Source organism: Streptomyces neyagawaensis, assembly GCF_023516595.1.
In the GTDB taxonomy this organism is placed as follows: domain Bacteria; phylum Actinomycetota; class Actinomycetes; order Streptomycetales; family Streptomycetaceae; genus Streptomyces; species Streptomyces neyagawaensis.
In genome coordinates, this window is sequence record NZ_JAMGBG010000001.1 from 162837 (window position 1) to 186217 (window position 23381).

Annotated in this window: 22 protein-coding genes; 10 read left to right on the forward strand and 12 right to left on the reverse strand. The window is 70.8% G+C overall.

What is annotated here, in order from left to right; genetic code table 11:
- The first annotated feature begins 132 nt into the window (after positions 1 to 132).
- From M8J73_RS00690 to M8J73_RS00720, 7 genes are all read left to right on the forward strand, one after another.
- On the forward strand, positions 133 to 1242 hold the full coding sequence (locus M8J73_RS00690; protein ID WP_055540331.1) for an aliphatic sulfonate ABC transporter substrate-binding protein: 1110 nt from the start codon (positions 133 to 135) through the stop codon (positions 1240 to 1242).
- 34 nt (positions 1243 to 1276) lie between these two features.
- Positions 1277 to 2065 (forward strand): ABC transporter ATP-binding protein, encoded by a 789-nt coding sequence (locus M8J73_RS00695; RefSeq protein ID WP_055540332.1) that lies wholly within the window; start codon positions 1277 to 1279, stop codon positions 2063 to 2065.
- Positions 2052 to 2966, forward strand: coding sequence for an ABC transporter permease (locus tag M8J73_RS00700; RefSeq protein WP_079055003.1), 915 nt, complete (start codon positions 2052 to 2054; stop codon positions 2964 to 2966). Before M8J73_RS00695 ends, M8J73_RS00700 begins: the two co-directional genes overlap by 14 nt.
- Positions 2967 to 3040: 74 nt before the next feature.
- Positions 3041 to 3781, forward strand: a complete 741-nt coding sequence (locus M8J73_RS00705; protein ID WP_055540333.1) for a sirohydrochlorin chelatase — start codon at positions 3041 to 3043, stop codon at positions 3779 to 3781.
- Between the two features lie 130 nt (positions 3782 to 3911).
- Positions 3912 to 4352 carry a hypothetical protein gene (locus tag M8J73_RS00710; RefSeq protein ID WP_157873199.1) on the forward strand — a complete coding sequence of 147 codons (441 nt, stop codon included), beginning with the start codon at positions 3912 to 3914 and terminating at the stop codon, positions 4350 to 4352.
- Positions 4353 to 4440: 88 nt separating this feature from the next.
- The gene (locus M8J73_RS00715) at positions 4441 to 4932 is read left to right on the forward strand and encodes a DUF2975 domain-containing protein (RefSeq protein WP_055540335.1); all 492 of its coding nucleotides are present in this window, start codon (positions 4441 to 4443) and stop codon (positions 4930 to 4932) included.
- A complete protein-coding gene (locus tag M8J73_RS00720; protein ID WP_055540336.1) occupies positions 4932 to 5153 on the forward strand; it encodes a helix-turn-helix domain-containing protein in 222 nt (73 codons plus the stop codon). The genes M8J73_RS00715 and M8J73_RS00720 overlap by 1 nt, the downstream gene beginning before the upstream one ends.
- Before the next feature lie 34 nt (positions 5154 to 5187).
- On the opposite strand, the gene M8J73_RS00725 is transcribed toward M8J73_RS00720, so the two are convergent.
- The 4 genes from M8J73_RS00725 to M8J73_RS00740 all read right to left on the reverse strand — a co-directional run bounded on the left by M8J73_RS00725 (position 5188) and on the right by M8J73_RS00740 (position 8691).
- Positions 5188 to 6159 carry a GNAT family N-acetyltransferase gene (locus tag M8J73_RS00725; RefSeq protein ID WP_079055004.1) on the reverse strand — a complete coding sequence of 324 codons (972 nt, stop codon included), beginning with the start codon at positions 6157 to 6159 and terminating at the stop codon, positions 5188 to 5190.
- A gap of 129 nt (positions 6160 to 6288) precedes the next feature.
- Positions 6289 to 6954 carry a TIGR03086 family metal-binding protein gene (locus M8J73_RS00730; protein ID WP_249828092.1) on the reverse strand — a complete coding sequence of 222 codons (666 nt, stop codon included), beginning with the start codon at positions 6952 to 6954 and terminating at the stop codon, positions 6289 to 6291.
- Positions 6955 to 7114: 160 nt separating this feature from the next.
- A complete protein-coding gene (locus M8J73_RS00735; RefSeq protein WP_055542231.1) occupies positions 7115 to 8137 on the reverse strand; it encodes a ketopantoate reductase family protein in 1023 nt (340 codons plus the stop codon).
- Positions 8138 to 8139: 2 nt separating this feature from the next.
- A complete protein-coding gene (locus M8J73_RS00740) occupies positions 8140 to 8691 on the reverse strand; it encodes a DUF1697 domain-containing protein (protein WP_055542232.1) in 552 nt (183 codons plus the stop codon).
- Between the two features lie 259 nt (positions 8692 to 8950).
- Here M8J73_RS00740 and M8J73_RS00745 point away from each other — a divergent pair, with 259 nt between their 5' ends.
- Positions 8951 to 11212: an MMPL family transporter gene (locus tag M8J73_RS00745; protein ID WP_055542241.1), complete on the forward strand. Its 2262-nt coding sequence runs from the start codon at positions 8951 to 8953 to the stop codon at positions 11210 to 11212.
- Positions 11213 to 11291: 79 nt separating this feature from the next.
- Here M8J73_RS00745 and M8J73_RS00750 read toward each other — a convergent pair whose 3' ends face one another.
- The 5 genes from M8J73_RS00750 to M8J73_RS00770 form a co-directional block, all read right to left on the reverse strand.
- Positions 11292 to 12248: a CDP-alcohol phosphatidyltransferase family protein gene (locus M8J73_RS00750; protein ID WP_055542233.1), complete on the reverse strand. Its 957-nt coding sequence runs from the start codon at positions 12246 to 12248 to the stop codon at positions 11292 to 11294.
- Between the two features lie 245 nt (positions 12249 to 12493).
- On the reverse strand, positions 12494 to 13687 hold the full coding sequence (gene mgt / locus M8J73_RS00755; RefSeq protein WP_055542234.1) for a macrolide-inactivating glycosyltransferase: 1194 nt from the start codon (positions 13685 to 13687) through the stop codon (positions 12494 to 12496).
- 79 nt (positions 13688 to 13766) lie between these two features.
- Positions 13767 to 15056, reverse strand: coding sequence for an ABC transporter substrate-binding protein (locus tag M8J73_RS00760; RefSeq protein ID WP_055542235.1), 1290 nt, complete (start codon positions 15054 to 15056; stop codon positions 13767 to 13769).
- A complete protein-coding gene (locus M8J73_RS00765) occupies positions 15056 to 15889 on the reverse strand; it encodes a carbohydrate ABC transporter permease (protein WP_055542236.1) in 834 nt (277 codons plus the stop codon). Before M8J73_RS00765 ends, M8J73_RS00760 begins: the two co-directional genes overlap by 1 nt.
- Complete coding sequence (locus M8J73_RS00770; protein ID WP_055542237.1) at positions 15886 to 16833, reverse strand: carbohydrate ABC transporter permease; 948 nt, start codon at positions 16831 to 16833, stop codon at positions 15886 to 15888. Before M8J73_RS00770 ends, M8J73_RS00765 begins: the two co-directional genes overlap by 4 nt.
- 154 nt (positions 16834 to 16987) lie before the next feature.
- Here M8J73_RS00770 and M8J73_RS00775 point away from each other — a divergent pair, with 154 nt between their 5' ends.
- Positions 16988 to 17851: a phosphotransferase enzyme family protein gene (locus M8J73_RS00775; RefSeq protein WP_055542238.1), complete on the forward strand. Its 864-nt coding sequence runs from the start codon at positions 16988 to 16990 to the stop codon at positions 17849 to 17851.
- Between the two features lie 44 nt (positions 17852 to 17895).
- On the opposite strand, the gene M8J73_RS00780 is transcribed toward M8J73_RS00775, so the two are convergent.
- The 3 genes from M8J73_RS00780 to M8J73_RS00790 all read right to left on the reverse strand — a co-directional run bounded on the left by M8J73_RS00780 (position 17896) and on the right by M8J73_RS00790 (position 20718).
- Positions 17896 to 18363, reverse strand: a complete 468-nt coding sequence (locus M8J73_RS00780; protein ID WP_055542239.1) for a GNAT family N-acetyltransferase — start codon at positions 18361 to 18363, stop codon at positions 17896 to 17898.
- 149 nt (positions 18364 to 18512) lie between these two features.
- A complete protein-coding gene (locus M8J73_RS00785; protein ID WP_055542240.1) occupies positions 18513 to 19238 on the reverse strand; it encodes a 3'-5' exonuclease in 726 nt (241 codons plus the stop codon).
- A gap of 241 nt (positions 19239 to 19479) precedes the next feature.
- Positions 19480 to 20718, reverse strand: a complete 1239-nt coding sequence (locus M8J73_RS00790; RefSeq protein ID WP_249828093.1) for a DUF5919 domain-containing protein — start codon at positions 20716 to 20718, stop codon at positions 19480 to 19482.
- Between the two features lie 299 nt (positions 20719 to 21017).
- Here M8J73_RS00790 and glgX point away from each other — a divergent pair, with 299 nt between their 5' ends.
- Positions 21018 to 23207, forward strand: a complete 2190-nt coding sequence (gene glgX / locus M8J73_RS00795; RefSeq protein ID WP_249828094.1) for a glycogen debranching protein GlgX — start codon at positions 21018 to 21020, stop codon at positions 23205 to 23207.
- Positions 23208 to 23381 lie beyond the last annotated feature (174 nt).

Genomic DNA, 23381 nt, shown 5'->3' on the forward strand with positions numbered 1-23381 from the left:
TGACGTACGCGCACCGCTTGCGCGCCCCGTCCCCCCACCGGACGTCCCCGTTGCGACGAAGACCTTTTTCCTGATTCCCCGGCCACACCCCGAGGGGCTGTGACCGCCGGGCCTCCGAGAGGAACCCCTCCCGTGCCTGCCATCCGCTCATCCGCCTTCCGGCGCTCCGTCGCGGTCATCGCAACGCTTCCCCTGCTCACCCTCGCCGCCTGCGGCTACGGCTCCCAGGCCAAGGACGACGACACCGCCAAGGTCGCCGCCGGGGCCAAGAAGATCGAGGGTCTCGACACCGTCAAGATCGGCTACTTCGGCAACCTGACGCACGCCACCGCGCTGGTCGGCCGTCAGGAAGGCATCTTCCAGAAGGAGCTCGGCGCCACCAAGGCCGAGTACGCGACCTTCAACGCCGGGCCGTCCGAGATCGAGGCGCTGAACTCGAAGTCCATCGACATCGGCTGGATCGGCCCCTCCCCGGCGATCAACGGCTACACCAAGTCCGCGGGCAAGGGCCTGCGCATCATCAGCGGTTCGGCCTCCGGCGGTGTGAAGCTCGTCGTGAACCCGGACAAGATCAAGTCCCTGAAGGACGTCAGGGGCAAGAAGATCGCGACGCCGCAGCTCGGCAACACCCAGGACGTGGCGTTCCTCAACTGGATCGCCGAGCAGGGCTGGAAGGTCGACGCCGAGAGCGGCAAGGGCGACGTCTCCGTCGTCCGCACCGACAACAAGATCACCCCTGACGCCTACAAGTCGGGCTCCATCGACGGCGCGTGGGTGCCGGAGCCGACCGCGTCCAAGCTCGTCGCCGAGGGCGCGAAGGTGCTGCTGGACGAGGCCGACCTGTGGCCGGACAAGAAGTTCGTGATCACGAACATCATCGTGCGGCAGGACTTCCTGAAGGAGCACCCGAAGGTCGTCGAGGCGGTGCTGCGCGGCGCGGTCAAGACGAACGCCTTCATCAACTCCGACGGGGAGAAGGCGAAGGCGGCCGCCAACGCCCGTCTGAAGGAGGACTCGGGCAAGGCCCTGGACGCCAAGGTCCTCGACCCGGCGTGGACGTCGATCCAGTTCACCAACGACCCGCTGGCCTCCACCCTCAACACCGAGGCGGAGCACGCGGTCAAGGCCGGTCTGCTGAAGGACCCGCTGCTGGACGGCATCTACGACCTGTCGATCCTCAACAAGGTCCTGAAGGCCGAGGGCGAGTCCGAGGTCGACGACGCCGGTCTCGGCGTCAAGTAACCCCAGTCCGCTGAGTTCCCAGGAGGTGACGACCATGGCCACCGCACTCGCCAAGGCCGCCGACGGTGTCGGGACCGTCGAGCACGCCGCCCGTATCGAGCACGTGTCGAAGTCCTTCGCCGGACCCGCCGGGCAGCAGCTCGTCCTCGACGACATCACCCTCGATGTCGCTCCGGGCGAGTTCGTCACCCTCCTGGGGGCCTCGGGCTGCGGCAAGTCCACGCTGCTCAACCTGGTCGCTGGGCTCGACCAGCCCAGCCAGGGCAGCATCAGCACCGACGGGCGGCCCGCCCTGATGTTCCAGGAGCACGCCCTGTTCCCGTGGCTGACCGCGGGCAAGAACATCGAACTCGCCCTGAAGCTCAGGGGGGTTCCGAAGAACGAGCGGCGCGAGCGCGCCGAGAACCTGCTCGAACTCGTTCGGTTGAAGGGCGCGTACGGCAAGCGGGTGCACGAACTGTCCGGCGGTATGCGTCAGCGGGTGGCGCTGGCGCGGGCGCTCGGACAGGAGAGCAAGCTCCTGCTGATGGACGAGCCGTTCGCGGCGCTCGACGCCATCACGCGGGACGTGCTGCACGACGAGCTGACCCGGATCTGGGAGGAGACGCGGCTCTCCGTCCTCTTCGTCACGCACAACGTCCGTGAGGCGGTGCGCCTCGCCCAGCGGGTGGTGCTGCTGTCCTCGCGTCCGGGCCGGGTGGCCCGGGAGTGGCGGGTGGACATCCCGCAGCCGCGCCGTATTGAGGACGCGCCGGTGGCGGAGCTGTCCCTGGAGATCACCGATGTTCTGCGTGAGGAGATCCGCCGTCATGGCCAGCAGTGAGACGAGGACGACGGACACCCTCGAGGCGCCTGCCGGCGACAAGGACCGGCTCGGGGGGGTGGAGGCGGGTCTCGACGCGCTGGAGACGACCGGCACCGGTCGGCCCTCCTTCGGCGAGACCCTCCGCACCAAGATCGTGCCGCCGGTCGTCGCGGTCGTGCTGGTCCTCGCTGTGTGGCAGGGCCTGATCTCGTTCGGGATCGTCACGGACCCGGGCACGCTGCCCTCGCCGTCCGCCGTGTGGGACGCGGCGGAGCAGGCGTGGCTGGAGGGCAAGCTGCTCGAATACATCTGGACGAGCGTCTCGCGCGGCCTGTTCGGCTTCGTGATCGCGCTGGCGATCGGCACCCCGTTGGGCATCCTGGTGGCCCGGGTGCGGTTCGTGCGCGCGGCGATCGGGCCGATCCTCTCCGGTCTCCAGTCCCTGCCGTCGGTGGCGTGGGTGCCGCCGGCCGTGGTGTGGCTGGGCCTGAGCGACGAGATGATGTACGCGGTGATCCTGCTCGGCGCGGTCCCGTCGATCGCCAACGGGCTGGTCTCCGGTATCGACCAGGTGCCGCCGCTGTATCTGCGGGCGGGCCGCACCATGGGCGCCACCGGGCTCCAGGGCGCCTGGCACATCGTGATGCCGGCCGCGCTGCCCGGTTATCTGGCGGGCCTGAAGCAGGGCTGGGCGTTCTCGTGGCGCTCGCTGATGGCGGCGGAGATCATCGCCAACCACCCCGACCTCGGAGTGGGCCTCGGCCAGCTGCTGGAGAACGGCCGCACCAGCATCGACATGGCCACCGTCTTCCTCGCCATCTTCCTGATCCTGCTGGTCGGTATCGCCATCGACCTGCTGATCTTCAGCCCCTTGGAGCGCCGGGTCCTGCGCGGCCGCGGTCTGCTCGTGAAGAGCTGACAGCGGAGCCGCATCCGAACCGAACCGCACGCCGGAACAGGAACAGAGACACAGACCGGAAAGAGCCCGACTCCATGCGCAGTCCCGTCCTCCTCGTCGTCGCCCACGGCAGCCGCGATCCGCGGCACGCCGCGACCGTGCACGCCCTCGTGCGGCGGGTCCGGGCGATGCGTCCCGGGCTGCGCGTGGAGACGGGCTTCCTGGACTTCAACGTCCCCTCGGTGCAGGGGGTGCTGGAGTCCCTCGCGGCGGAGGGCGTCGAGGACGTGGTGGCGCTGCCGCTGCTCCTGACGCGGGCGTTCCACGCCAAGGCGGACATCCCGGCGGTGCTGCGCGACGCGCCGCCCCTGATGCGGATCCGCCAGGCGGAGGTGCTCGGCCCGTCGCCGCGGCTGACGGCCGGGCTCGAACGCCGGCTGTACGAGGCGGGCCTGAGCCCCGCCGACAAGTCCTCGACCGGGGTCGTACTGGCCTCGGCGGGGTCCACGGACCCGGAGGCGATCGCGGTGATCGCAGCAATCGCGCGGGAGTGGCGGCACACCGGTTGGTGCGCCGTGCGACCCGCGTTCGCCTCCGCGTCGCTGCCCCGCACGGAGGACGCCGTACGGGAGCTGCGGGCGCTCGGCTGCCGTCGGGTGGCCGTGGCGCCGTACGTCATCGCGCCCGGCCGGCTGCCGGACCGGATCGCCGCCGGTGCCCATGAGGCGGGCGCCGATGTCCTCGCCGAGGTGCTCGGCCCCTCCCCCGAGCTGGCCGAACTGCTGCTGCGCCGGTACACGGCCGCCGCACGCGAGGGACGGCTCGTCGCGGCCTGACGCCGGTCGACTGCCCTCCGGGGCACTGCACCTTGGTACACATTTGCCTCAGTTCTCCCTCAACTCCCTTGGACCGCACAGGGATCGCCAGCAACGCTGGATGTGCACAGCCCAACGGGAGGAAATGAACATGCGCTTCAAGACGACCGCAGCCGCGGGCATAGCCCTGGCCGCCCTCGCCACCTCGGCCTCGCCGGTCCTGGCGAGCTCCGGCGCCCCGACCGACACCGCCACCCGGTCGGTGTCGACGGTGACCGCGAAGAAGCTCAAGACCCAGAAGTGCGACGAGCGGCACAACGTGAAGGTCTGCATCACGTACCGGACGAAGGGCAACGCCGGAGCCAAGACGAACCAGTTCGTCGCCTCGGTGAAGAGCTACAACAAGAACTCCTTCAAGGCCCGTCTGACGGTCACGAACCAGAAGACCTGGCACAACGACAAGTACCCGATGGTCAAGCGGGACTCGTACATCGAGGTCACCAAGGCGACCAAGAAGAACGGCCACGCCTGCGCGGCCCTGTACGTGGGGCCCAGCTCCCACTACCCGGCCTGGATGGCGTGCATCAACTGAGCGCACGGCGATTGAGGACGGCAGCGACGCTTGCCCCATCTATCGAAACTCGATAGATTCCCATCGCAACTCGATGGGAGGACGGGTCATGGGAAAGCTGACCGTGCGTGCGCTGCGCGCTGTGCTCGCGGTGATGTTCACCGGCACCTTGTTCGTGCAGGCGTCGATGCTCTGGGTGCTGGTGAGCGGCGCCGACCCCGAGGACGGGACGCTCCCGCTGACCGCGCTGCGCGTGATCACGCTCCTGGGCATGGTGTCGGTCCAGGTCGCCCTGTTCTGCGTGTGGCGGCTGGTGACGATGGTGCGCCGCGGGACCGTGTTCTCCCACGCCGCCTTCCGGTACGTGGACGGCGTGATCGGCGCGATCGTGTCGGCCGCCCTCGTCTGGTTCGCGGTCACGGCCGTCAACGCGCCGGGGCAGCGGGAGGACCCGGGGGTCACCGTCATCATGGGCGGGATCGGCGTGGGCATCCTGGGCGTCGCGCTCATCGTGCTCGTCCTGCGGATGCTGCTCGCCCAGGCCGTCGCCCGCGACGGTGAGGCGACGCGGATGCGGGCCGAGCTGGACGAGGTGATCTGATGCCGATCGCCGTCGACATCGACGTGATGCTGGCCAGGCGGAAGATGTCCGTGGGCGAACTCGCCGACCGCGTGGGGATCACCCCTGCCAACCTGGCGGTCCTCAAGAACGGCCGCGCCAAGGCGGTGCGCTTCGCCACCCTCGCCGCGCTGTGCGAGGCGCTCGACTGCCAGCCGGGCGATCTGCTGCGGTGGGAGGCCGGGGACACGGCGGAAGAATGACGCGTCCCCGGCCGACCGGCCGACCGCCGCTCGCTCAGACCGTCGGGTCCACCGGGTCCACCGGGTCCACCGGGTCCGTCGGGTCCACCGGATCCACCCGGTCCACCCGGTCCACCCGGTCCACCGGATGGAAGTTGATGCGTTCGCTCACGACGGGGAAGCCGGCCTTCGTGAAGTTCGCGGCCATGGGGAAGTTGCCCCGGTCCGTCGCTCCGCTGACGAACTCCGCACCCTGCTCCACGAGGACGTGCGTGCACTCGGCGAGGAGGTCGTAGGCGTAGCCGTGACCGCGGTGTTCGGGGACGACCCCGATGAAGCCGATGGTCGGGCCGGAGGGGTTGTGCGCCGGGATGTGGATGCCGGCAAGGTCGCCGTCGGGGGTGTGCGCGACCTGCCACCACTCCCTCGGGGAGGGGCACCAGTGGAAGAAGTCGAGCTCCTCCTGGGCGGCCCGGTCGACACCGCCCTCCTCGATGGCCCTGAGCGCGTGGGCGTCCAGGGTGACGGAGTGGATGCGGCGCAACGCGTCGCGGAACACCTCGTCGTCGGCCTCGGCGCTGAACCGCAGGCGGCCGGGCCGCTCGGGCAGACCCCGCTCCGGGGTCCAGCGGTACAGGAAGCGTTCCACGAGGAGGGCGTACCCGGCGGCGCGGGCGGCGCCGAAGCGGGCTTCGGCCGCGGTGCGCAGGGCGGGGTCGTCCCGCCAGCCGCCGGGCAGGTTGATCTCCAGCTCGACCCGCCAGGGGGCGGAGCGCAGGAGTTCGGCACCGGCCTCCTCCTCGCCCTCGGCGACATCGAACCAGTTGATGTTGACGGGCTCCGGGTCGTCGGGCCCGCCCCACCAGGCGCCGCGGGCGACGACCTCGCCGTCGCGCAGGGCGACACGCTTCCAGTCGGGGCGGAACCGGGTGCGCCGGTGGCCCTCACGGGCGCCCAGCGGGTCGGGGTGTGCGTCGAAGAGAGAGGCGTCGCTCGCGGTGAGCGCGCGGATGACCGTATCGGTCATGAGGGGTTCCTCCGGGATACGAGCTGCTGGCAGCGCTCCCGGTCAGATTTCGTCGAACACGCCGGGACAGCGGGGAAGGGAGCGCGGGAAAGGTGTGAACCGCACGGCACTCGCCTCCTTCCGTCCGTCTCAGGGCGTGGAGGCCGACAGTACGTCGTCCCCGGTGGGGCCGTCCATCGGTTTTCCGTCGGCTGCCTGGCCGGTGTCGACCGGTGAACCGCCCCTCGGGTCACGGCCGCTCGACGCCAGCGCCCGTTCGAACGTCCGGGCGTCGGACGGCGCGGGCACCGGGGCCGCGAAGCCGTCGTACTTCCGGTAGAGCTCGCCGTGGGTCTCGACGACGTCGAGGACGAAGCGGGCGGCCTCCTCGGAGAGGTGGAACTCCTGACCGGTGACGGTGGCGACGTCCCAGCCGTGCACGGCCATCTCCTTGATGATCATGCCGGCGAGGTCGGCGGCCGGCAGCGGGCCCATGCCGAGGTCGATGTCGCCCTCCCACAGCGCCGGGTCGGCCCAGGCCGCGACCGCCCGGTCCAGCTGGGCGGCGTACGCCTCGGCCCAGTCCGGGTCGGCGGCGAAGTCGCGCTGCGTCAGCTCCTCGGGGAGCGGGGTGCGCAGGGCGCGGTGTTCCAGGCCGTGCGAGGTGTAGAGGACCCAGTGGTTCACCAGGGCACGGACGTCCCAGTCGGAGCAGTGGGTGGGCAGGGCGAGCTGCGCCGCCGTGACGCCCCGTGCGACACGGGCCGCCTCGGCGGCGCATTCGACCATGTGCGGGTACGAGTCGTGGCTGTTCATACGTTCCACGCTAGGGACGGCGCGGGCACGGCTCTTGAACAAACGCGACACCGCCGCCGACACGACCTGCCCCGGCCGCCCCGCTCCCCCGCGTCCGCCCGGCCGCCTTCTTTCCCTCGTCCGCCCGACCACCTTCTCTCCCTCATCCGCCCCCCGCCGCCTACTCCCCCGCGCCCGCCCGCTCCGCCTCGTCCGCCCGCCGTACCAGTTCCGCGACCGGCATCGAACCGGCGGGCCGGCGCTCGCGGGCGAAGGTGTTCGCGAGGCGTTGCAGCAGTTCGTTCAGCGGGGTCGGTACGCCGTGCAGTCGGCCGAGCAGGACGATCTCGCCGTTGAGGTGGTCGGCCTCGATGGTGCCGGTGCCGCGGGTGAGGGACTGCCAGGACGAGCCTCCGCCGCGCGGGACGCCGTCCAACGGCACCAGGGTGATCTTGTCGCCCCTGGCCCTCCCCTGCTCCTCGGCACTCGCGTACGCGATCCCCGCCGCGTCGAGCACCCGCTCGCCCTCCGCGCGCACCCGGGCGAGCAGCGCGCCGGCCTCCTCGCCGTCGACGGGGCCGCTCAGCGCTTCGAGGGCGTTGCCGAGGTTGCCCAGCAGCTTGGCGTACTGCCAGCGCTGGACGTCCTGTACGACGGGCGCCTCGAACCGGGACTTCTCCAGGTCGGCGGCGATGCGGTGCGCCGTCTCGTCGGTGCCGTGGGGGTGGCGGCCGAGGTGGAGCATGCCGGTGAGCGGGGTGCCGGCCGCCGAGACGACGCCGGGTTCCACGAACGTGGAGGGCAGCCATACGCAGACGCCGTACACGCGCCGGAAGCGGCGGAGGGCGAGCCGTGCGCTCTCCACACCGTTCTGGGCGCAGACCAGGGGGAGGCGCTCGGCGGCCGTGCCGCCGCCGGCCACCGGGGCCGGGCCCCAGGTGGCGAGGGCCGCCTCGGTGTCCTGGGTCTTCACGGCGAGGAGGAGGACGTCGTCGGGGCGGAGTGCGCCGAGCGCGGCGGGGCCGTCCACGGTGAGGAGGGGATGGGTGCGGTCGCCGTCCGGGGTCCTGAGGCGGAGGCCGTGGTCGCGCAGGGCCGTGTACTGGGCGCCGCGGGCGACGAGGACGACCTCGTGGCCCGCTTCGGCCAGGCGTCCGCCTATGGTTCCGCCGACCGCGCCGGCTCCGATGACGAGGTAGCGCATGGTCAGCTCCCGGTCGAGGTCAGTTCGGCCATCTTCACGACGGTGTTCCAGTTGCGGGTGGTGGCGATCAGGCCCTTCACCAGGCGGGGCTTCGCGAGCGCCTCCGCCAGCTTGGAGCGGCCGAGGCCGTCGGGGGCGTACAGGTAGAGCGCCCGGTCGCCGAGCCTGAACTCCTCGGGCAGGAAGGCCGATCGGTCGAGTCCGGCGAAGCGGTCCTCCGCCACCTGCTCCGAGAAGTAGGTGACGTGCAGCTGCTTGCCCTCCAGTTCGGCGGCCGGGAACGGGCAGTCGGCCCGTACCGCCTCCAGGTAGGCGTGGTCGCGCACCAGGACGTCCACGGTGAAGCCGAAGTGCTTGTCGAGGGCGGCGGTGATCTCGGCGGCGAGGGAGTCCTCGTCGCCGTGGTCGCTGGCGAAGACCGCGTTGCCGCTCTGGAGGTAGGTGGCCACCGCGTCGTAGCCGAGGCCCGTCAGCAGCGTACGGAGGTCACCCATCGGGACCTTCCTGCTGCCCCCCACGTTGATTCCGCGCAGCAGCGCGGCGTACGTCGTCATGCGCTCACGATAGGCACGTCGCGGCCGGTCGTACGCCCTGTCGGGGCGGGTGCGTCCCTGAGGCGGGGCCCCGAGAGGCCGGGATAGGTGTAAGGGGCCGCTGTCCTCCCTGGTGGGGAGGCGACGGGGTCCGAGGGGTGGAGGTGCCGGATCGCGGGTTCACCGGACAGCACGACGAGATGGCTTTATCCGGCCCATACCTTCGAGACGGAAGGTGGCGGCAGGGGGTCGCCACCGCTCACAAGGGGGCTTGCCCGTCATGGGGAACGGAGACGTACGGGTGCGGGGTATCGCCGCCCGGGCCGGTGGCTGGAGCGCCCGGCACCGATGGGCGGCCGTGGGGATCTGGGTGCTGTTCGTCGTCCTCGCGATGGGCATCGGCTCGGCGGTGGGCCGGGTCGACGTGCGGGACAGCGACCAGCTCAAGGGCGAGACCAGTACGGCCGCCCACATCATCGAGGAGGCGGGGATCGAGGAACCGGCGAGCGAGTCGGTCCTGATCCAGGCCAAGGACAAGGGGCTCAAGGCCACGGACGCGGACTTCCGGGCCGCCGTGGACGCGGTGATCAAGGCCGTCGGCGGCACCGGTGAGGCCGGCGGCGTCACCTCGCCGTACGACACCCGGACGATCTCGAAGGACGAGCGCAGCGCGCTCGTGCAGTTCGATGTGAAGGGCGACTCGGAGACCGCCGGTGAGCGCATCGAGCCGGTGCTGAAGGCCGTCGAGGGGGTGCAGAAGGAGCACGGGCAGGTGCGGATCGAGGAGATCGGCGGCGCCAGCATGATGAAGACGTTCGACGACGCGTTCGGGGACGACTTCCAGAAGGCCGAGTACTCCGCCGTGCCCGTCGCCCTCGGCATCCTGCTGATCGCGTTCGGCGCGGTCGTGGCGGCGCTGCTGCCGGTCGCGCTGGCGATCACCGCGATCATGGCGACGATGGGTCTGATGGCCATCGTCAGCCATGCGATACCGATGAGCGACACCGCCAACTCGGTGATGCTGCTGGTGGGTCTGGCCGTCGGCGTCGACTACTGCCTGTTCTATCTGCGGCGCGAGCGCGAGGAGCGCGAGGCCGGCCGGGACGCGCAGACCGCTCTCAGGGTCGCCGCCGCCACCAGTGGCCGCGCGATCATCGTCTCCGGTGTCACGGTGTGCGTGGCGATGGCGGGCATGCTGTTCACCGGTCTCGCCGAGTTCGAGGCGATGGGCCTGGCCTCGCTGATGGTCGTGGCGGTCGCCATGGTCGGGTCGGTGACCGTCCTGCCCGCGCTGCTGTCGCTGCTGGGCGAGCGCGTCGAGAAGGGCAAGATCCCCTTCCTGCACCCGCAGAGCAAGCTCCGCCGCAACCGGGGCGGCGTCAACCGCGAGAGCCGGTTCTGGACGGCCGTACTGAAGGGCGTGCTGGCCCGGCCGGTCGTCTCGGTCGCCGTCGCGGGCGGCGCGCTGCTCGCCATCGCGGCTCCCGCGCTCGGCATGAAGACCGAGCAGCTCACCCTGGACAAGGAGTTCGGCGACTCGCTGCCGATCGTACAGACGTACAACCGGCTCAACGAGGCGTTCCCGGGCGGCTCCGAGCCGGCCGAGGTGGTCGTCAAGGCGAAGGACATCAACTCCGCCGACGTGAAGGCGGCACTGGCCGACTTCCGTGAGCGGGCGATCAGTTCCGGTGCCTCGCGCGGCCCGGTCGAGATCAAGGTGCACGACGCGCAGAACCTCGCCTTCGTCTACGTCCCGCTGGTGGGCGGGTCCGACCTGGACCGGGCGGGTGAGAGCCTGGACAAGCTGCGGGACGAGGTGCGCCCGGCGACGCTCGGCAAGGTGGACGGTGTCGAGGCGCCGATCACCGGGCAGGTCGCGGGTTCGAAGGACTTCAACGACGAGCTGGGGGGAGCGGTCGTTCCGGTCTTCGCGTTCGTGGTGGTCTTCGCCTTCGGTCTGATGCTGCTGTCGTTCCGCTCGCTGACCGTCGCGGTGACGTCGATCGTGCTGAACCTGCTGTCGGTGGGCGCCGCGTACGGCATCCTCGTCGCGGTCTTCCAGCACGGCTGGGGTGCCTCGCTGGTGGGCGCGGAGGGCGTGGGCGCCATCATCACCTGGCTGCCGCTGTTCCTCTTCGTGATCCTGTTCGGTCTGTCGATGGACTACCACGTGTTCGTGGTCTCGCGGATCCGTGAGGCGCGGTTGCGGGGCCGTACGACGAAGGACGCGATCCAGCACGGTGTGGTGACCACGGCGGGCGTCGTCACCAGTGCCGCCGTCATCATGGTCGCCGTCTTCGCGATCTTCGGGACGCTGTCCATGCAGTCCATGAAGCAGATGGGCGTGGGCCTCGCGGCCGCCGTGCTCATCGACGCGACGATCATCCGGGGTGTGCTCCTCCCGGCGGTGATGGCCCTGCTCGGCGAGCGCAACTGGTACCTGCCGAAGTGGCTGCACCGTCTGCCCGACCTCACCCACGACGAGTCGCCGGAGCCGGGACCGGTCCCGGAGTCCCGGAAGGACGACGCGGTACGGGTCTGACGGGCCGTTCCGTGCACGGGGGCCGGGGTGCGTCGCGCACCCCGGCCCCCGTGCCGTGCCCTGCCCTGCCGTACGACGGTCAGGCCGCTCTGGTGACCGTCTGGGCGACCGTCTCGCGGTCGAAGGAGTCGATCGTGCGGGTGAAGTCCCGCGTCGACAGCAGCAGTTTGTAGATGATGGCCAGTTCGAAGACGAGGAGCAGCACACCCGAGACGATGGTGGCCGGCAGCACCGAGTCGACCAGCGGGCCGATCATGAAGACACCCATCTGGAACTCGATGCCGCTGATCAGATGGGGACGGACGCGGTGGCGCAGCAGGAACGAACGGACGCGCAGATAGGCGGGGAAGCGGCGGCGGAACTCCTGGTGGAGGTCGACGACCTGGGCCTGCGGGGCGGTCTGGACGGCCTCGGCGGTCACCGTGCGCAGGTCCTGCTCGATGTCGGCCTCGGGGTTCTCGCGGAGCAGGTCCTCCATGAAGGCGAGTTCGCGCTCGTTCTCGGCGCGGCGCGCCTCGCGGAGCCGCACCTTGATCTGCTTGCGCATGGTGTGGCGGACCTTGAAGGTCTCCAGGGAGTTGATGTAGCGCAGCGCGTCGCAGCCGATGATGGCGGCGGCGAGCCAGATGTAGAGGGTGTCGCCGGTGCGGTGGTACTGCCCGGCCATCAGGGCGACCGCGCACGCCGCCACCCGGATGCGGTCGAAGACGAAGTCGAGCCAGGCGCCGAACACGGAGCCCTGGCCGGTGAGCCGGGCGACCTTGCCGTCCATGCAGTCGAGGATGAAGCTCAGGTGGTAGAGGACGGCGCCGGCGATCAGCCAGCGCCAGTCGCCCAGCGCGAAGAAGGCCGCGGACACCAGACCGAGCAGGAAGGCGCCCCAGGTCAGCTGGTTGGGCGTGATCCTCGTGTACTTCGCGGTGAGTCGCACGAGCGGTGTGGCGACCGGGTCGACGAGGAGCACGGTCCACCACGCGTCACGCTTCTTCTGCGTGACGCGGCGCACCTCAGCGAGGTCGGGTATGTCTCGGCGCATGGGTCAACTTCCTGGCGTTCGAAGTGAGTTCAAACTCAGCTTGGGAGCTGTTCACCCGAGGTACAAGAAGTGTCGAGTGCAACCTTTCGGACGGGGTAACGGTCGTACTCGGCAACAGGATCAGTGCGCTCACCTCGCAGGACGGGCGTTACCCGAGCGTTATGAAGCGACCGGATCGTTACCTGAATTGCGCCGAGACTTCACGGTAGGGAAGCAACCGTCCTGCTTTTTCCTGCATCGTCTCACTATGGCCGGGCCCCGAGCGCGGCCTCGATGAGATCGGCGGCCCGCCGGGTGCCGCCCTCCCGCGCCATCTCCTCCCGCACCTCCTTGAGCCGGCGCGCCACGTCGGGATCGTCGACGAGGGCCAGCACCGCCTCGCGCAGGGTCGCGGCCGTCGCCTCCCCCATGGGGAGATGGCGGGCGACACCGAGGGACTGGAGCATGTCGGCGTTGCCGAACTGGTCGACGGCCTGCGGTACGGCGACCATGGGCGTGCCGGTGGCGAGCCCCTCCTGGCTGCCGCCCGCGCCCGCATGGGTGATGAAGGCGTCGGCCTGCTCCAGGACCGCGAGTTGCGGCACCCAGTCCCGGACCTCCACATTGACCGGGATCTCACCCAGTTCGGCCGGGTCGACATGGCGTCCGACCTGGAGCACCAGGTGCCAGCCCGGCAGGTCACCGAAGGCCCGGACACATTCGCGGTAGAAGTCGGGCTGCTTGGTGAAGGCCGACCCGAGTGACACGAGGAGCACCTTCTCGGCACCCGGGGGCCGCCGCCAGTCGCCCTGCGCGGAGCGGTCGCCCCGACAGGCGCCGACGAAGGTGTAGCGACTCTCGTCGACCCGGTCCGCGTGCGGCTGGAGCGCCTTCGGGATGAGGACGAGGGAGCGGGCGGGGCGGCCGACGAAGTCGTCCGGGTGTGCGGTGATCCCGTTCTCCTCCAGCCAGGCCCGGAAGCGGGCGTAGTACGCCTTGCCGCGCTCGGTCTTCTTCGGCTCGGCCCACATCGGTTCGGCGACCTCCTCCTCGTAGCCGTCCCAGGCGACCAGGTTCGGGGAGAGCGAGATCGCCTCGACGCCCCAGCGGTGGGCGAGGACGGGTGCCGGATAGGCGGTGATGTCGTGCAGCACGAGGTCGGGTTCGTCGCCCTCGTACGCCGAGGCGAGCTGCGGCAGGGCCTGGATCGCGTCGTCGAGGAAGGGCTCCACGTTGTCGAGCAGTTCGCTTCCCCAGGCCGAGGGGTCGTCGTCGGGGCCGGGCAGCGTCGAGTGCCACAGCTTGGATTCGGCGCCGGTGGCGGCCACCTTCTCGGCGAACGCCGGCGGGATCGCGTACGTGACACGGTGGCCGCGTGCGACCAACTCCCGGATCACGTCGAGGCTCGGGTTCACGTGGCCGTGGGCGGCGATGGAGAACATGGCGATGTGGGAGGTCATACGAGGACCCTAGGCAAGACGAGACGTCTCGTGCAACTTTATTGTCGGCGCTCGGCGCTCGGCGCTCGGCGCTCGGCTCTCAGCGCTGGTAGCGGGCCAGGACCAGATTCCCGTCCTCCTCCAGGCGGGAGCGCAGTTCGTCGAGGTCGATGGCGCCGCTGTAGTACTCCTGGAAGGCGGGCGTGGCCACCTTGTCCTTCCACTCCGGGTAGCCGCGCACCGACTGGGCCGGGGCGGGGCGCAGGTGCGCGGCGAGGGCCGTGCCGGTCGCCCAGCCGTGCTCGGTGGTGCGCAGGGCCGGGTCCTTCAGGGCCTCGGTGCCGGTCGGCAGCATCCAGTCGCCGAGGGCGAGGCGGACCATGTTCGGCGGCCGGAGGAGGAAGTCCACAAAGGCGGCGGCCTCCTTCTTGTGGGGGCTGTCCTCGGCGATGGAGAGCGTCTGCGGACTGACCCCCTGGGTGAGGCCGGCCGCCCCGGCGGGGGCGGGCAGCACCTGCCAGTCGAAGCCCTCGGGCGCCTGCTGGACGATCTGCTGGCGGTAGGAGAAGCCGAGCGGCACCATCGCGTACGTGCCGCCGAAGAAGCCGGGCAGGGTGTCGGAGCCGCCCATGCCGAGCGTGGTGCCCGACGCGCTCCGGTCGGTGTTCACGCCGTCGTGCACGGTCCTCGGCACGACCGCGTCGGCCGCCTCGAAGCGGACCTCGACCTTGCCGTCGGCGCCCCGGTGGAACAGCTGTCCGCCCGCCGACAGCGACAGGTTGAGCGTGGCCGACACCGGCTCCTTCAGCGGCCAGGCGACGCCGTACGTCCCGTCACCGCTCAACTCCTCGGCGACCGCCCGGAACTCCGCCCAGCTCCACGGGTCCTCGGGGGTCGGCACGCGGACGCCGGACTCCCGGAGCCGGGTCGCGTTGGCGATCAGGACCCTCGGCTCCTGGAGGAACGGCACCCCGTATATCCCTTCCCCGAAGGTCGTCGTCTCCCAGCTGTGGCGCGGGATGTCCGCCCTGAGCCGCTCGGACAGCAGCCCCCGCAGATCGGCCAGGTAGCCGCCGTGGGCGAAGTCCGCGAGGTCGTCGGAGGCGTCATGGATGATGTCCGGGGCCTCACCCCCCTCGAAGGAGGTGAGCAGCTGATCGTGGACGCTGTCCCAACTGCCCTGTACGTACTCGATCCGGACGTCGGGATGCGTGGCGTTCCATTCCCGCACCAGCTCCTTGTTGACGGCGACGGACTCCTCCTGCCACGCCAGGGACTGGAAGCGGAGGGTGACCCGGCCGTCGTCGGAGCGGTCGCCGCCGTCCGCCGTGCAGCCGGCGGCGAGCAGGCAGAGCAGCAGCACCGCCGTGAGCCATCGGGGACCGCGCATCAGCTCTTCACCGCCCCGGCGAGCATGCCGCCCGTGATCCGTCTCTGGATGAGCGCGAACACGACCAGTGAGGGCAGCGTCGCGAGGAACGCGGCGGCGGCCAGCGGGCCGAGATCGGCGACGCCCTCGGCGCCGATGAAATGGGTGAGGACGACCGGCAGGGTCTGCTTCTCCGGGGTCTTGAGCAGCACCAGCGCGAAGAAGAACTCGTTCCACGCGGTGATGAACGCGAACAGCGCCGTCGCCACGATGCCCGGCGCCAGCAGCGGCGCCGTCACCGACACCAGCGTCCGCAGCCTGCCGGCCCCGTCGACCGCCGCCGCCTCCTCCAGCTCGACGGGCACGGCCCTGACGTAGCCGACGAGCATCCACAGCGCGAACGGCAGCGCCCACACCACGTACACCATGATCAGACCCGGCACGGAGTTGATCAGCCGGAGGTTCTTCAGCACCAGGAACAGCGGGATGATCACCAGCACGAACGGGAACGCCTGGCTGACCACCACCCAGCCGGTCGCCATCCGCGACAGCGTGGAGCGGTGCCGGGCCATGACGTACGCCGTCGGGGTCGCGATCACGACGGCGACGACGGCCGCGCCGAGCGCCGCGACCAGCGAGTTGAGCGCGGCCTCCAGCAGCGGTTGTTCGTCGAACGCCTGCCGGAAGTTGCCGAGGGTCGGGTTCTCGGGGATCCAGGTCGGGTGGAGGCTGCCCAGTTCCCGGGCCGGTTTGAACGCGGTGGAGACCAGCCAGAGGAAGGGGAACGCCAGGAAGACGAGATACGCGACGAGCGCCGTGTACTGGCCCGCGCGGGCCGCCCTGCCGGTCCTCACCCCTCACCACCCCGCCTCAGCCGGCCCACCAGGTGGAACGCGAGGACGATCGAGATCAGCGCGACCATCGCACAGCCCATCGCCGCCGCGTACCCGAACTGCCCGTAGCGGAAGGCCTCCTCGTAGGCGAAGAGCATCGGCAGCCGGGTGCGGCCGCCCGGTCCGCCGCTGGTGAGGACGTACACCAGGGCGAAGGAATTGAAGTTCCAGATGAGATTGAGGGCGGTGATCGCGAGCGCCACGGGTCTGATGGCGGGCCAGGTGACCGTGCGGAAGCGGCGCCAGGCTCCCGCGCCGTCCATCGCTGCGGCCTCGTGGAGTTCACGCGGTGTGTTCTGCAGCCCGGCGAGGAGGGTGACCGTGGTCTGGGGCATGCCCGCCCAGACGCCGACCACGATGACGGCGGGCAGCGCGGTGGCCAGTCCGCTCAACCAGTCACGGCCGCCGCCTAGCCCCAAGTCGCGGAGGGTCTCGTTGAGGATGCCCGCGTCCGGGTTGTAGACCAGTCGCCACATGACGCCGACGACCACCTCGGGCATCGCCCACGGGACGATCGCGAGGGCCCGCGCGAGCCAGCGCAGACGTAACCGCTCGTTGAGCAGCAGGGCGAGGCCCAGCGCGAGCAGGAACTGCGGCACGGTCACCCCGACCGCCCACACCAGCCCGATCCGGAACGACTCCCAGAACAGCGTGTCGTGCAGCAGGTCCTGGAAGTTCAGGGTGCCGATCCACTCGGTGGGTTCGGTGCGGCCCGACTGGGCGTCGGTGAACGCCAGCGAGATCCCGTACAGCAGGGGTCCCACACTCAACACCAGGATCGGGATCAGCGCCGGCAGCACCAGGAACCATGCGCCGTGGTCCAGGGGACGCCGCTCCCGGTCCGCCGCCGACGTGCGCCGCCTCGCCGGTCGCGGACGCTTCGGCGTCGCGGTCGCCACGGTCATGTCCGTCATGGTGCTGAGGGCATGACAGGCCGTCAAGGCACCGCGCACACGGTCCGACCTGTGCGAATGCGAGACTGACCCGGCAATGGCGTGAACCCGACCTCCCGCGAGGGAGCGTCGGCCGTACGGGCGGGGCCGGACACGGAGGCGACGGATGGACGAGGCACGGGCGCGGGACGTACTGGCGGCGTCGGGCGTGCTGCCCGGTGCGGCCGGGGACGCGCGGCTGCTCGCGCTGGGCGAGAACGCGGTGTTCGCCGCCGATGACCTGGTGGTCAAGGTGGGCCGCGACGCCGAGCTCCTCGACCGGGCCCGGCGTGAGCTGAGGATCGCGGCCTGGCTCGCCGAGGCGGGCGTCCCGGCGGTGCGGGCGGCCGAGGCCGAGGCGCTGCTCGTGGAGGGGCACCCGGTGACGGTGTGGCACCGGCTGCCCGACCCCGTACGGCCCGCGGGCGCCCGCGATTTGGCCGAACTGCTGCGGTTGGTCCACGCCCTGCCCTCCCCCGAGGTCGGCCTTCCGCGCCGGGAACTGCTGGGCGGGGTCGAGCGCTGGCTGCGTCTCGCGGGCGACGCCGTCGACCCGGCCGACGCGGCGTATCTGCGGGAGCGCCGCGACGGCTTCACGGCGGCCGCGGCCGCCCTCGTCCCCCATCTGCCGCCGGGGCCCATCCACGGCGACGCCCTGCCCCGCAACGTCCATGTCGGGCCCGACGGCCCGCTCCTGGTCGACCTGGAGACCTTCTCCGGAGATCTGCGCGAGCACGACCTCGTCGTCATGGCGCTGTCCCACGACCGCTACGGGCTGCCGGCCGAGGAGTACGACGCCTTCACCGCCGCCTACGGCTGGGACGTCCGCGCGTGGGAGGGCTGCTCCGTGCTGCGCGGTGCCCGGGAGACGGCCAGCTGCGCCTGGGTGGCCCAGCACGCGCCGAGCAACCCCAAGGCGCTGGCGGAGTTCGAACGCCGGGTCGCCTCGCTGCGCGACGGGGACGAGACGGTGCGCTGGTATCCCTTCTGACCGCAGGACTCAGGTCAGGTCAGGTCAGGTCAGGTCAGGTCAGGTCAGGTCAGGGTGAGGGTCACTTCGTCGATCTCGGCCGCTCTCGCCAGGGCGAAGCCCCGGTCGTGGCCGGTGACGGCGAAGCCGCACTTCTCCAGGACACGGATCGAGCCGGTGTTGTCGGCGGCCGCGCGGGCGTACAGCGGTCGGTCCGGGACGAGGTCCACGAGGGCGGTCAGGGCGGCGGTGGCGATGCCCCGGCCCCAGTGGGCGCGGTCGATCCAGTAGGTGACCTCGCGTTCGTCGGACGGGCCGAAGACCGCGATCTGGCCGACCACCTCGCCGTCGGCCAGGATCGTGCGCTGCACGATGCCGGCGTCGGCGCGGATCCGCGCCCAATGGGCGTCGAACTCCGCCCGGTCGTAGTGGTACCTGCCGGTGAAGGCGGCGGCGTACTGCGCGTCCGGGTCGGACTGGTGCGCCCAGAAGTGGGGCACGTCGCTGTCATGTGTCTCGCGCAGAGAGATCATCCGGCTGCTCGCTTTCCGGGTCGGTCCGTGAGTCGGTGCGTGCGTCGGTCCATGCGTCGAACCGTGGTGCGTCCGTGCGTCGATCCGTGGGCGTCCATGCGCCGATCCCCGCTTGATGCGTCCGTGATCGGTCCAGCGGGACGAAGGTCCTAGCGGACCGTTTCGCCCGCCGGCTCACGCAGGGGCCAGGTCGCGTCCACCACCGCGTCCGCGTTGCCCTTGCGGCGGAGGAAGTCCTGGAAGTCGGCCGCCCACTCGGCGTACCACTCGATCTGACGGCGGTGGAGCTCGGCGGGGCCGAGGGCGGCCACCTTGGGGTGGCGGCCGGCTATCGCCCGGGCGAGCCGGGCGGCGGCCAGGGCGTCCGCGGAGGCGTCGTGCGCGGCGTCCAGGGGGACGCCGTACTCGGCGCAGACCGCTTCGAGGTTGCGCTTGCCCCGGCGGTAGCGGTCCACGGAGCGGTCGATGGTGTACGGGTCGATGACGGGGGCGGGGTCGGAGCCGCCCAGGCGGTCCCGCAGGGACGGAAGGCCGTGGCGGCGCAACTCCGCGGAGAGCAGGGTGAGGTCGAAGGCCGCGTTGTACGCCACGACCGGGACGCCGGTCTTCCAGTAGGAGACGAGAACCTCGGCTATGGCATCGGCGACCTGGTCGGCGGGTCTGCCCTCGGCCGTCGCACGGGCGTTGGTGATGCCGTGCACCGCGACCGCCTCCTCCGGGATCTCCATGCCCGGGTCGGCGAGCCACTCCCGGTGGCCGACCGGCTCCCCGTCCTTGACCTCGATCACCGCCCCGGTGACGATGCGCGCCTCGCGCGGGTCCGTGCCGGTGGTCTCCAGGTCGAAGCCGATCAGCAGCTGCCGGTGCCAACCCATGCTGGCCCCCCTTCTTGGTGGTGCTTTCCCCCAGTGGTCACCACCATCGCATGCGCCACTGACAATCCGAGGACCGCGTTCCGCTTACCGCCGCCCGTCAGGCGCTCCGAGGGTCGGCGCGAAGGCGGTGTGCGGGCCGGTGCGAAGGCCGGGGTACGGGCCGGTGCAAAGGCGGGGGTACGGGCCGGTGCGAGGGCCGGTGCGAGGGCCGGTACAGGGCCCGTTCGGGGGCGCGGCGCGGTCATGACACCGGGCGCGAGTCGGCCCAGGCCACCTCGAACTCCTCGCGATACGTATCGAAAAGCCCGACTTCGCCGTTCTCGTCCGCCTTGAGCACCCGGTTGCCGCCGCGTAGTACCAGCACCGGTGCCTCCATGCCGCGGGTGCGGCGCAGATAGGTCTGGACGACGGCGATGCCGTCCGAGCCGTCGCCGTCCACGAGGTAGGCGGTGAAGCGGGGGGTCTCGTCGAAGACCTGGATCTCGAAGGCCCCGGGGTCGCGCAACCGGGAGCGGACCCGGCGCATGTGCAGGATGTTCATCTCGACTGCCCGGCTGAGTTCGCCCCGCTTTATACCGAGTTCCCGCTCCCGGCGCTTGACCGCGCTGGAGGCCGGGTTGAGGAACAGCAGCCGGACCCGGCACCCGGACTCGGCGAGCCGGACCAGCCGCCGCCCGGAGAAGTTCTGCACCAGCAGATTGAGCCCTATGCCGATGGCGTCGAGGCGGCGGGCGCCCCCGAAGAGGTCCTCGGCGGGGAACTGCCGCAGCAGCCGCACCCGGTCGGGGTGGACGGCGACGACGTCCGCGTACCGGTCGCCGATCAGGTCCTCCACCGCGTCGACGGGCAGCCGGCGCGCCGAGGGGACGTCGCTGCCCGCGCCGAGTATCTCCAGCAGCTTCGCCGAGGCCCGCTCGGCCTGGGCGAGGACGGCCTCGGACAGGGCCCGGTTGCGGGAGACGACGTTGCGGGTGACCTCCAGCTCGTCGAGGGCCAGTTCCACGTCGCGCCGCTCGTCGACGTACGGCTCGAAGCAGGGCCAGTGCTGAACCATCAGCTCGCGCAGCTGGGGCAGCGTGAGGAAACTGAGGACGTTGTCGTCGGCCGGGTCGAGCAGATAGCCCTTGCGGCGGCTGACCTCGCGCACCGCGACGGCGCGCTGCACCCACTCCTGTCCGGCGGGGCCCGCTGCGGCCACCACCCAGTCGTCGCCGTGCACCGGTTCGTAGATGGGGCGCAGTACGGCGGCCACGACGGCGCGCAGCCGCTGTTCGACGAGGTTCAGCCAGATGTAGGCGCGGCCGGCCCGCTGGGCGCGCGTACGCACCTCGAGCCAGGCGTCGGCGTTCCAGTCCAGTTCCGGGCCGATGGAACCCGTCTCCATCGGCCGTGCCAGGGACACCGCGCCGGGCGGGACATCTGTGGAGTTCTCCTCGTGACCCTCGTCACCAGGAGGTAGCTCCAGCCCTCCCGAGCCCACCCACGCACCGCCTTCCGCTCCCCCGAGCTCACCCCTACTCAACGATCAAGGAAGGGTACTCCGGGAGCGGGGGGCGGTGCAGCCGGATGGACAGGTCGTTTCCCAACCACCGCATGTCGTACGACGGTTCCGTTTCCCGGGCGGGCCGGGAGCGAGCCGATGGAGATTCTCGCCCCGAGGAGGGGTGACGGACGGCGCCGCGGCAAGAAAGACATATGCCGTCGATGGTTCCCCACTTTGGGGGAGACTCCCTTCGACAGTCGCCCCGGCGGCGCGCGACAACGGGAAGAGTCGTATCCATGCAGGTCTGGCCTGGACAGGCGTATCCGCTCGGTGCCACATACGACGGCGCCGGCACCAACTTCGCGGTCTTCTCGGAGGCCGCGGACCGAGTCGAGCTGTGTCTGCTGCACGACGACGGCTCCGAGACGGCGGTGGAACTGCGCGAGACGGACGCGTTCGTGCGCCACGCGTATCTGCCGGGCGTGATGCCCGGGCAGCGGTACGGATTCCGCGTGCACGGCCCGTACGCCCCGGAGCGGGGACTGCGCTGCAACTCCGCGAAGCTGCTCCTCGACCCGTACGCGCGTGCGATCAGCGGCTCCATCGGCTGGGGGGAGGAGGTGTACGGCTATCACTTCGGGGCGCCCGAGAGGCGCAACGACCTGGACTCCGCTCCGCACATGATGACGTCGGTCGTGGTCAACCCCTACTTCGACTGGGGCGACGACCGGCGGCCGCGCACCGAGTACCACCACACGGTGATCTACGAGGCGCACGTCAAGGGCCTGACCATGCGGCACCCGGGGCTCCCCGAGGAACTGCGCGGTACGTACGCGGCGCTCGCCCATCCGGCGGTCATCGAGCACCTGACCGAGCTGGGGGTGACGGCGTTGGAGATGATGCCGGTTCACCAGTTCGTGAACGACCACCGGCTGGTCGACATGGGCCTCAACAACTACTGGGGCTACAACACGATCGGCTTCTTCGCCCCGCACAACGCGTACGCCTCCTGGGGCGACCGGGGGCAGCAGGTGCTGGAGTTCAAGTCGGCGGTGCGGGCACTGCACGAGGCGGGGATCGAGGTGATCCTCGACGTGGTCTACAACCACACGGCCGAGGGCAACCATCTGGGCCCGACGCTGTCGTTCCGGGGCCTCGACAATCCGTCGTACTACCGGCTGACGGACGACCCCCGCTACTACATGGACACGACGGGGACCGGGAACTCGCTGCTGATGCGGTCCCCGCACGTCCTCCAGCTGATCATGGACTCGCTGCGGTACTGGGTCACCGAGATGCATGTGGACGGGTTCCGCTTCGACCTGGCCGCCACGCTGGCCCGGCAGTTCCACGAGGTGGACCGGCTGTCGTCGTTCTTCGACCTGGTCCAGCAGGACCCGGTGGTCTCGCAGGTGAAGCTGATCGCGGAGCCCTGGGACGTCGGCGAGGGCGGCTACCAGGTGGGGAACTTCCCGCCGCTGTGGACCGAGTGGAACGGCAAGTACCGCGACACCGTGCGGGATCTGTGGCGCGGTGAGCCGCGCACCCTCGCCGAGTTCGCGTCGCGGCTGACCGGCTCGTCCGACCTGTACCAGGACGACGGGCGGCGCCCGCTGGCCTCCATCAACTTCGTGACCTGCCACGACGGCTTCACGATGCGGGACCTCGTGTCCTACAACCACAAGCACAACGACGCGAACGGTGAGGACAACCGGGACGGCGAGAGCCACAACCGGTCGTGGAACTGCGGCGTCGAGGGCGAGACCGACGATCCCGAGGTGCTCGCGCTGCGCGTGCGGCAGATGCGGAACTTCATCGCCACGCTGATGCTGTCGCAGGGTGTGCCGATGCTCAGCCACGGCGACGAGTTCGGCCGCACGCAGCGGGGCAACAACAACGCGTACTGCCAGGACAACGAGCTGTCCTGGGTGCCCTGGCCGTCCGCCGGCGGCGGCGGTGAAGGCGGCAGCGGCGGCGAAGGTGACGGCGACGGCGGTGAAGGAGAGGGTGACGGCGGGAGCGCCGACGCCTTCGCTGATCTGCCGGCCTTCACCCGCGCCATGGTCTGGCTGCGGAAGGACCACCCCGTCTTCCGGCGGCGGCGTTTCTTCCACGGGCGGCCCGTGGAGGGCACGCACGACGAGCTGTCGGACATCGCCTGGTTCACCCCGGGGGGCCGGGAGATGACCCAGCGGGACTGGGACTCGGCCCGGGCGGGGGCGCTGACCGTGTTCCTCAACGGCAACGCGATCTCCGAGCCGGGCGCGCGCGGGGAGCGGATCACCGACGACTCGTTCCTGCTGATGGTCAACGCGTCGGCCGAGCCGCTGGAGTTCGTGGTTCCGGTCAACCACGGGCGGCAGTGGCAGGTGATCGTGGACACGGGGCGGGACGACGCGATTCCCGACGACGGCCCGAAGGTGGACGCCGGGGAGCGGGTGACGCTGGTGGACCGCAGCCTCGCGGTGCTGCGGCGGCCGGCGTAGGGCCTGTCGTTCGGATCACGCCGATTTCTGGCTGCGGTGCCTTGATGCTGCCGGTGAGCGGGCTTGGTGCGTGCAGCTGCAAGGCGGAGGAGGGAGTCAACGCGGCGCGTTGGGGCAAACGACAGGCCCTGGACACGGAAAACCCGTCTGCTCGCGTGTCAGGGTGCTCCGATC

Excerpts from the sequence above, each read along its gene's own strand:
- M8J73_RS00695 (WP_055540332.1), top strand. The coding sequence starts at position 1,277 with ATGGCCACCGCACTCGCCAAGGCCGCCGACGGTGTCGGGACCGTCGAG.
- M8J73_RS00700 (WP_079055003.1), top strand. The coding sequence starts at position 2,052 with ATGGCCAGCAGTGAGACGAGGACGACGGACACCCTCGAGGCGCCTGCC.
- M8J73_RS00705 (WP_055540333.1), top strand. The coding sequence starts at position 3,041 with ATGCGCAGTCCCGTCCTCCTCGTCGTCGCCCACGGCAGCCGCGATCCG.
- M8J73_RS00710 (WP_157873199.1), top strand. The coding sequence starts at position 3,912 with ATGCGCTTCAAGACGACCGCAGCCGCGGGCATAGCCCTGGCCGCCCTC.
- M8J73_RS00715 (WP_055540335.1), top strand. The coding sequence starts at position 4,441 with ATGGGAAAGCTGACCGTGCGTGCGCTGCGCGCTGTGCTCGCGGTGATG.
- M8J73_RS00720 (WP_055540336.1), top strand. The coding sequence starts at position 4,932 with ATGCCGATCGCCGTCGACATCGACGTGATGCTGGCCAGGCGGAAGATG.
- M8J73_RS00725 (WP_079055004.1), bottom strand. The coding sequence starts at position 6,159 with ATGACCGATACGGTCATCCGCGCGCTCACCGCGAGCGACGCCTCTCTC.
- M8J73_RS00730 (WP_249828092.1), bottom strand. The coding sequence starts at position 6,954 with ATGAACAGCCACGACTCGTACCCGCACATGGTCGAATGCGCCGCCGAG.
- M8J73_RS00735 (WP_055542231.1), bottom strand. The coding sequence starts at position 8,137 with ATGCGCTACCTCGTCATCGGAGCCGGCGCGGTCGGCGGAACCATAGGC.
- M8J73_RS00740 (WP_055542232.1), bottom strand. The coding sequence starts at position 8,691 with ATGACGACGTACGCCGCGCTGCTGCGCGGAATCAACGTGGGGGGCAGC.
- M8J73_RS00745 (WP_055542241.1), top strand. The coding sequence starts at position 8,951 with ATGGGGAACGGAGACGTACGGGTGCGGGGTATCGCCGCCCGGGCCGGT.
- M8J73_RS00750 (WP_055542233.1), bottom strand. The coding sequence starts at position 12,248 with ATGCGCCGAGACATACCCGACCTCGCTGAGGTGCGCCGCGTCACGCAG.
- mgt (WP_055542234.1), bottom strand. The coding sequence starts at position 13,687 with ATGACCTCCCACATCGCCATGTTCTCCATCGCCGCCCACGGCCACGTG.
- M8J73_RS00760 (WP_055542235.1), bottom strand. The coding sequence starts at position 15,056 with ATGCGCGGTCCCCGATGGCTCACGGCGGTGCTGCTGCTCTGCCTGCTC.
- M8J73_RS00770 (WP_055542237.1), bottom strand. The coding sequence starts at position 16,833 with ATGACCGTGGCGACCGCGACGCCGAAGCGTCCGCGACCGGCGAGGCGG.
- M8J73_RS00775 (WP_055542238.1), top strand. The coding sequence starts at position 16,988 with ATGGACGAGGCACGGGCGCGGGACGTACTGGCGGCGTCGGGCGTGCTG.
- M8J73_RS00780 (WP_055542239.1), bottom strand. The coding sequence starts at position 18,363 with ATGATCTCTCTGCGCGAGACACATGACAGCGACGTGCCCCACTTCTGG.
- M8J73_RS00785 (WP_055542240.1), bottom strand. The coding sequence starts at position 19,238 with ATGGGTTGGCACCGGCAGCTGCTGATCGGCTTCGACCTGGAGACCACC.
- glgX (WP_249828094.1), top strand. The coding sequence starts at position 21,018 with ATGCAGGTCTGGCCTGGACAGGCGTATCCGCTCGGTGCCACATACGAC.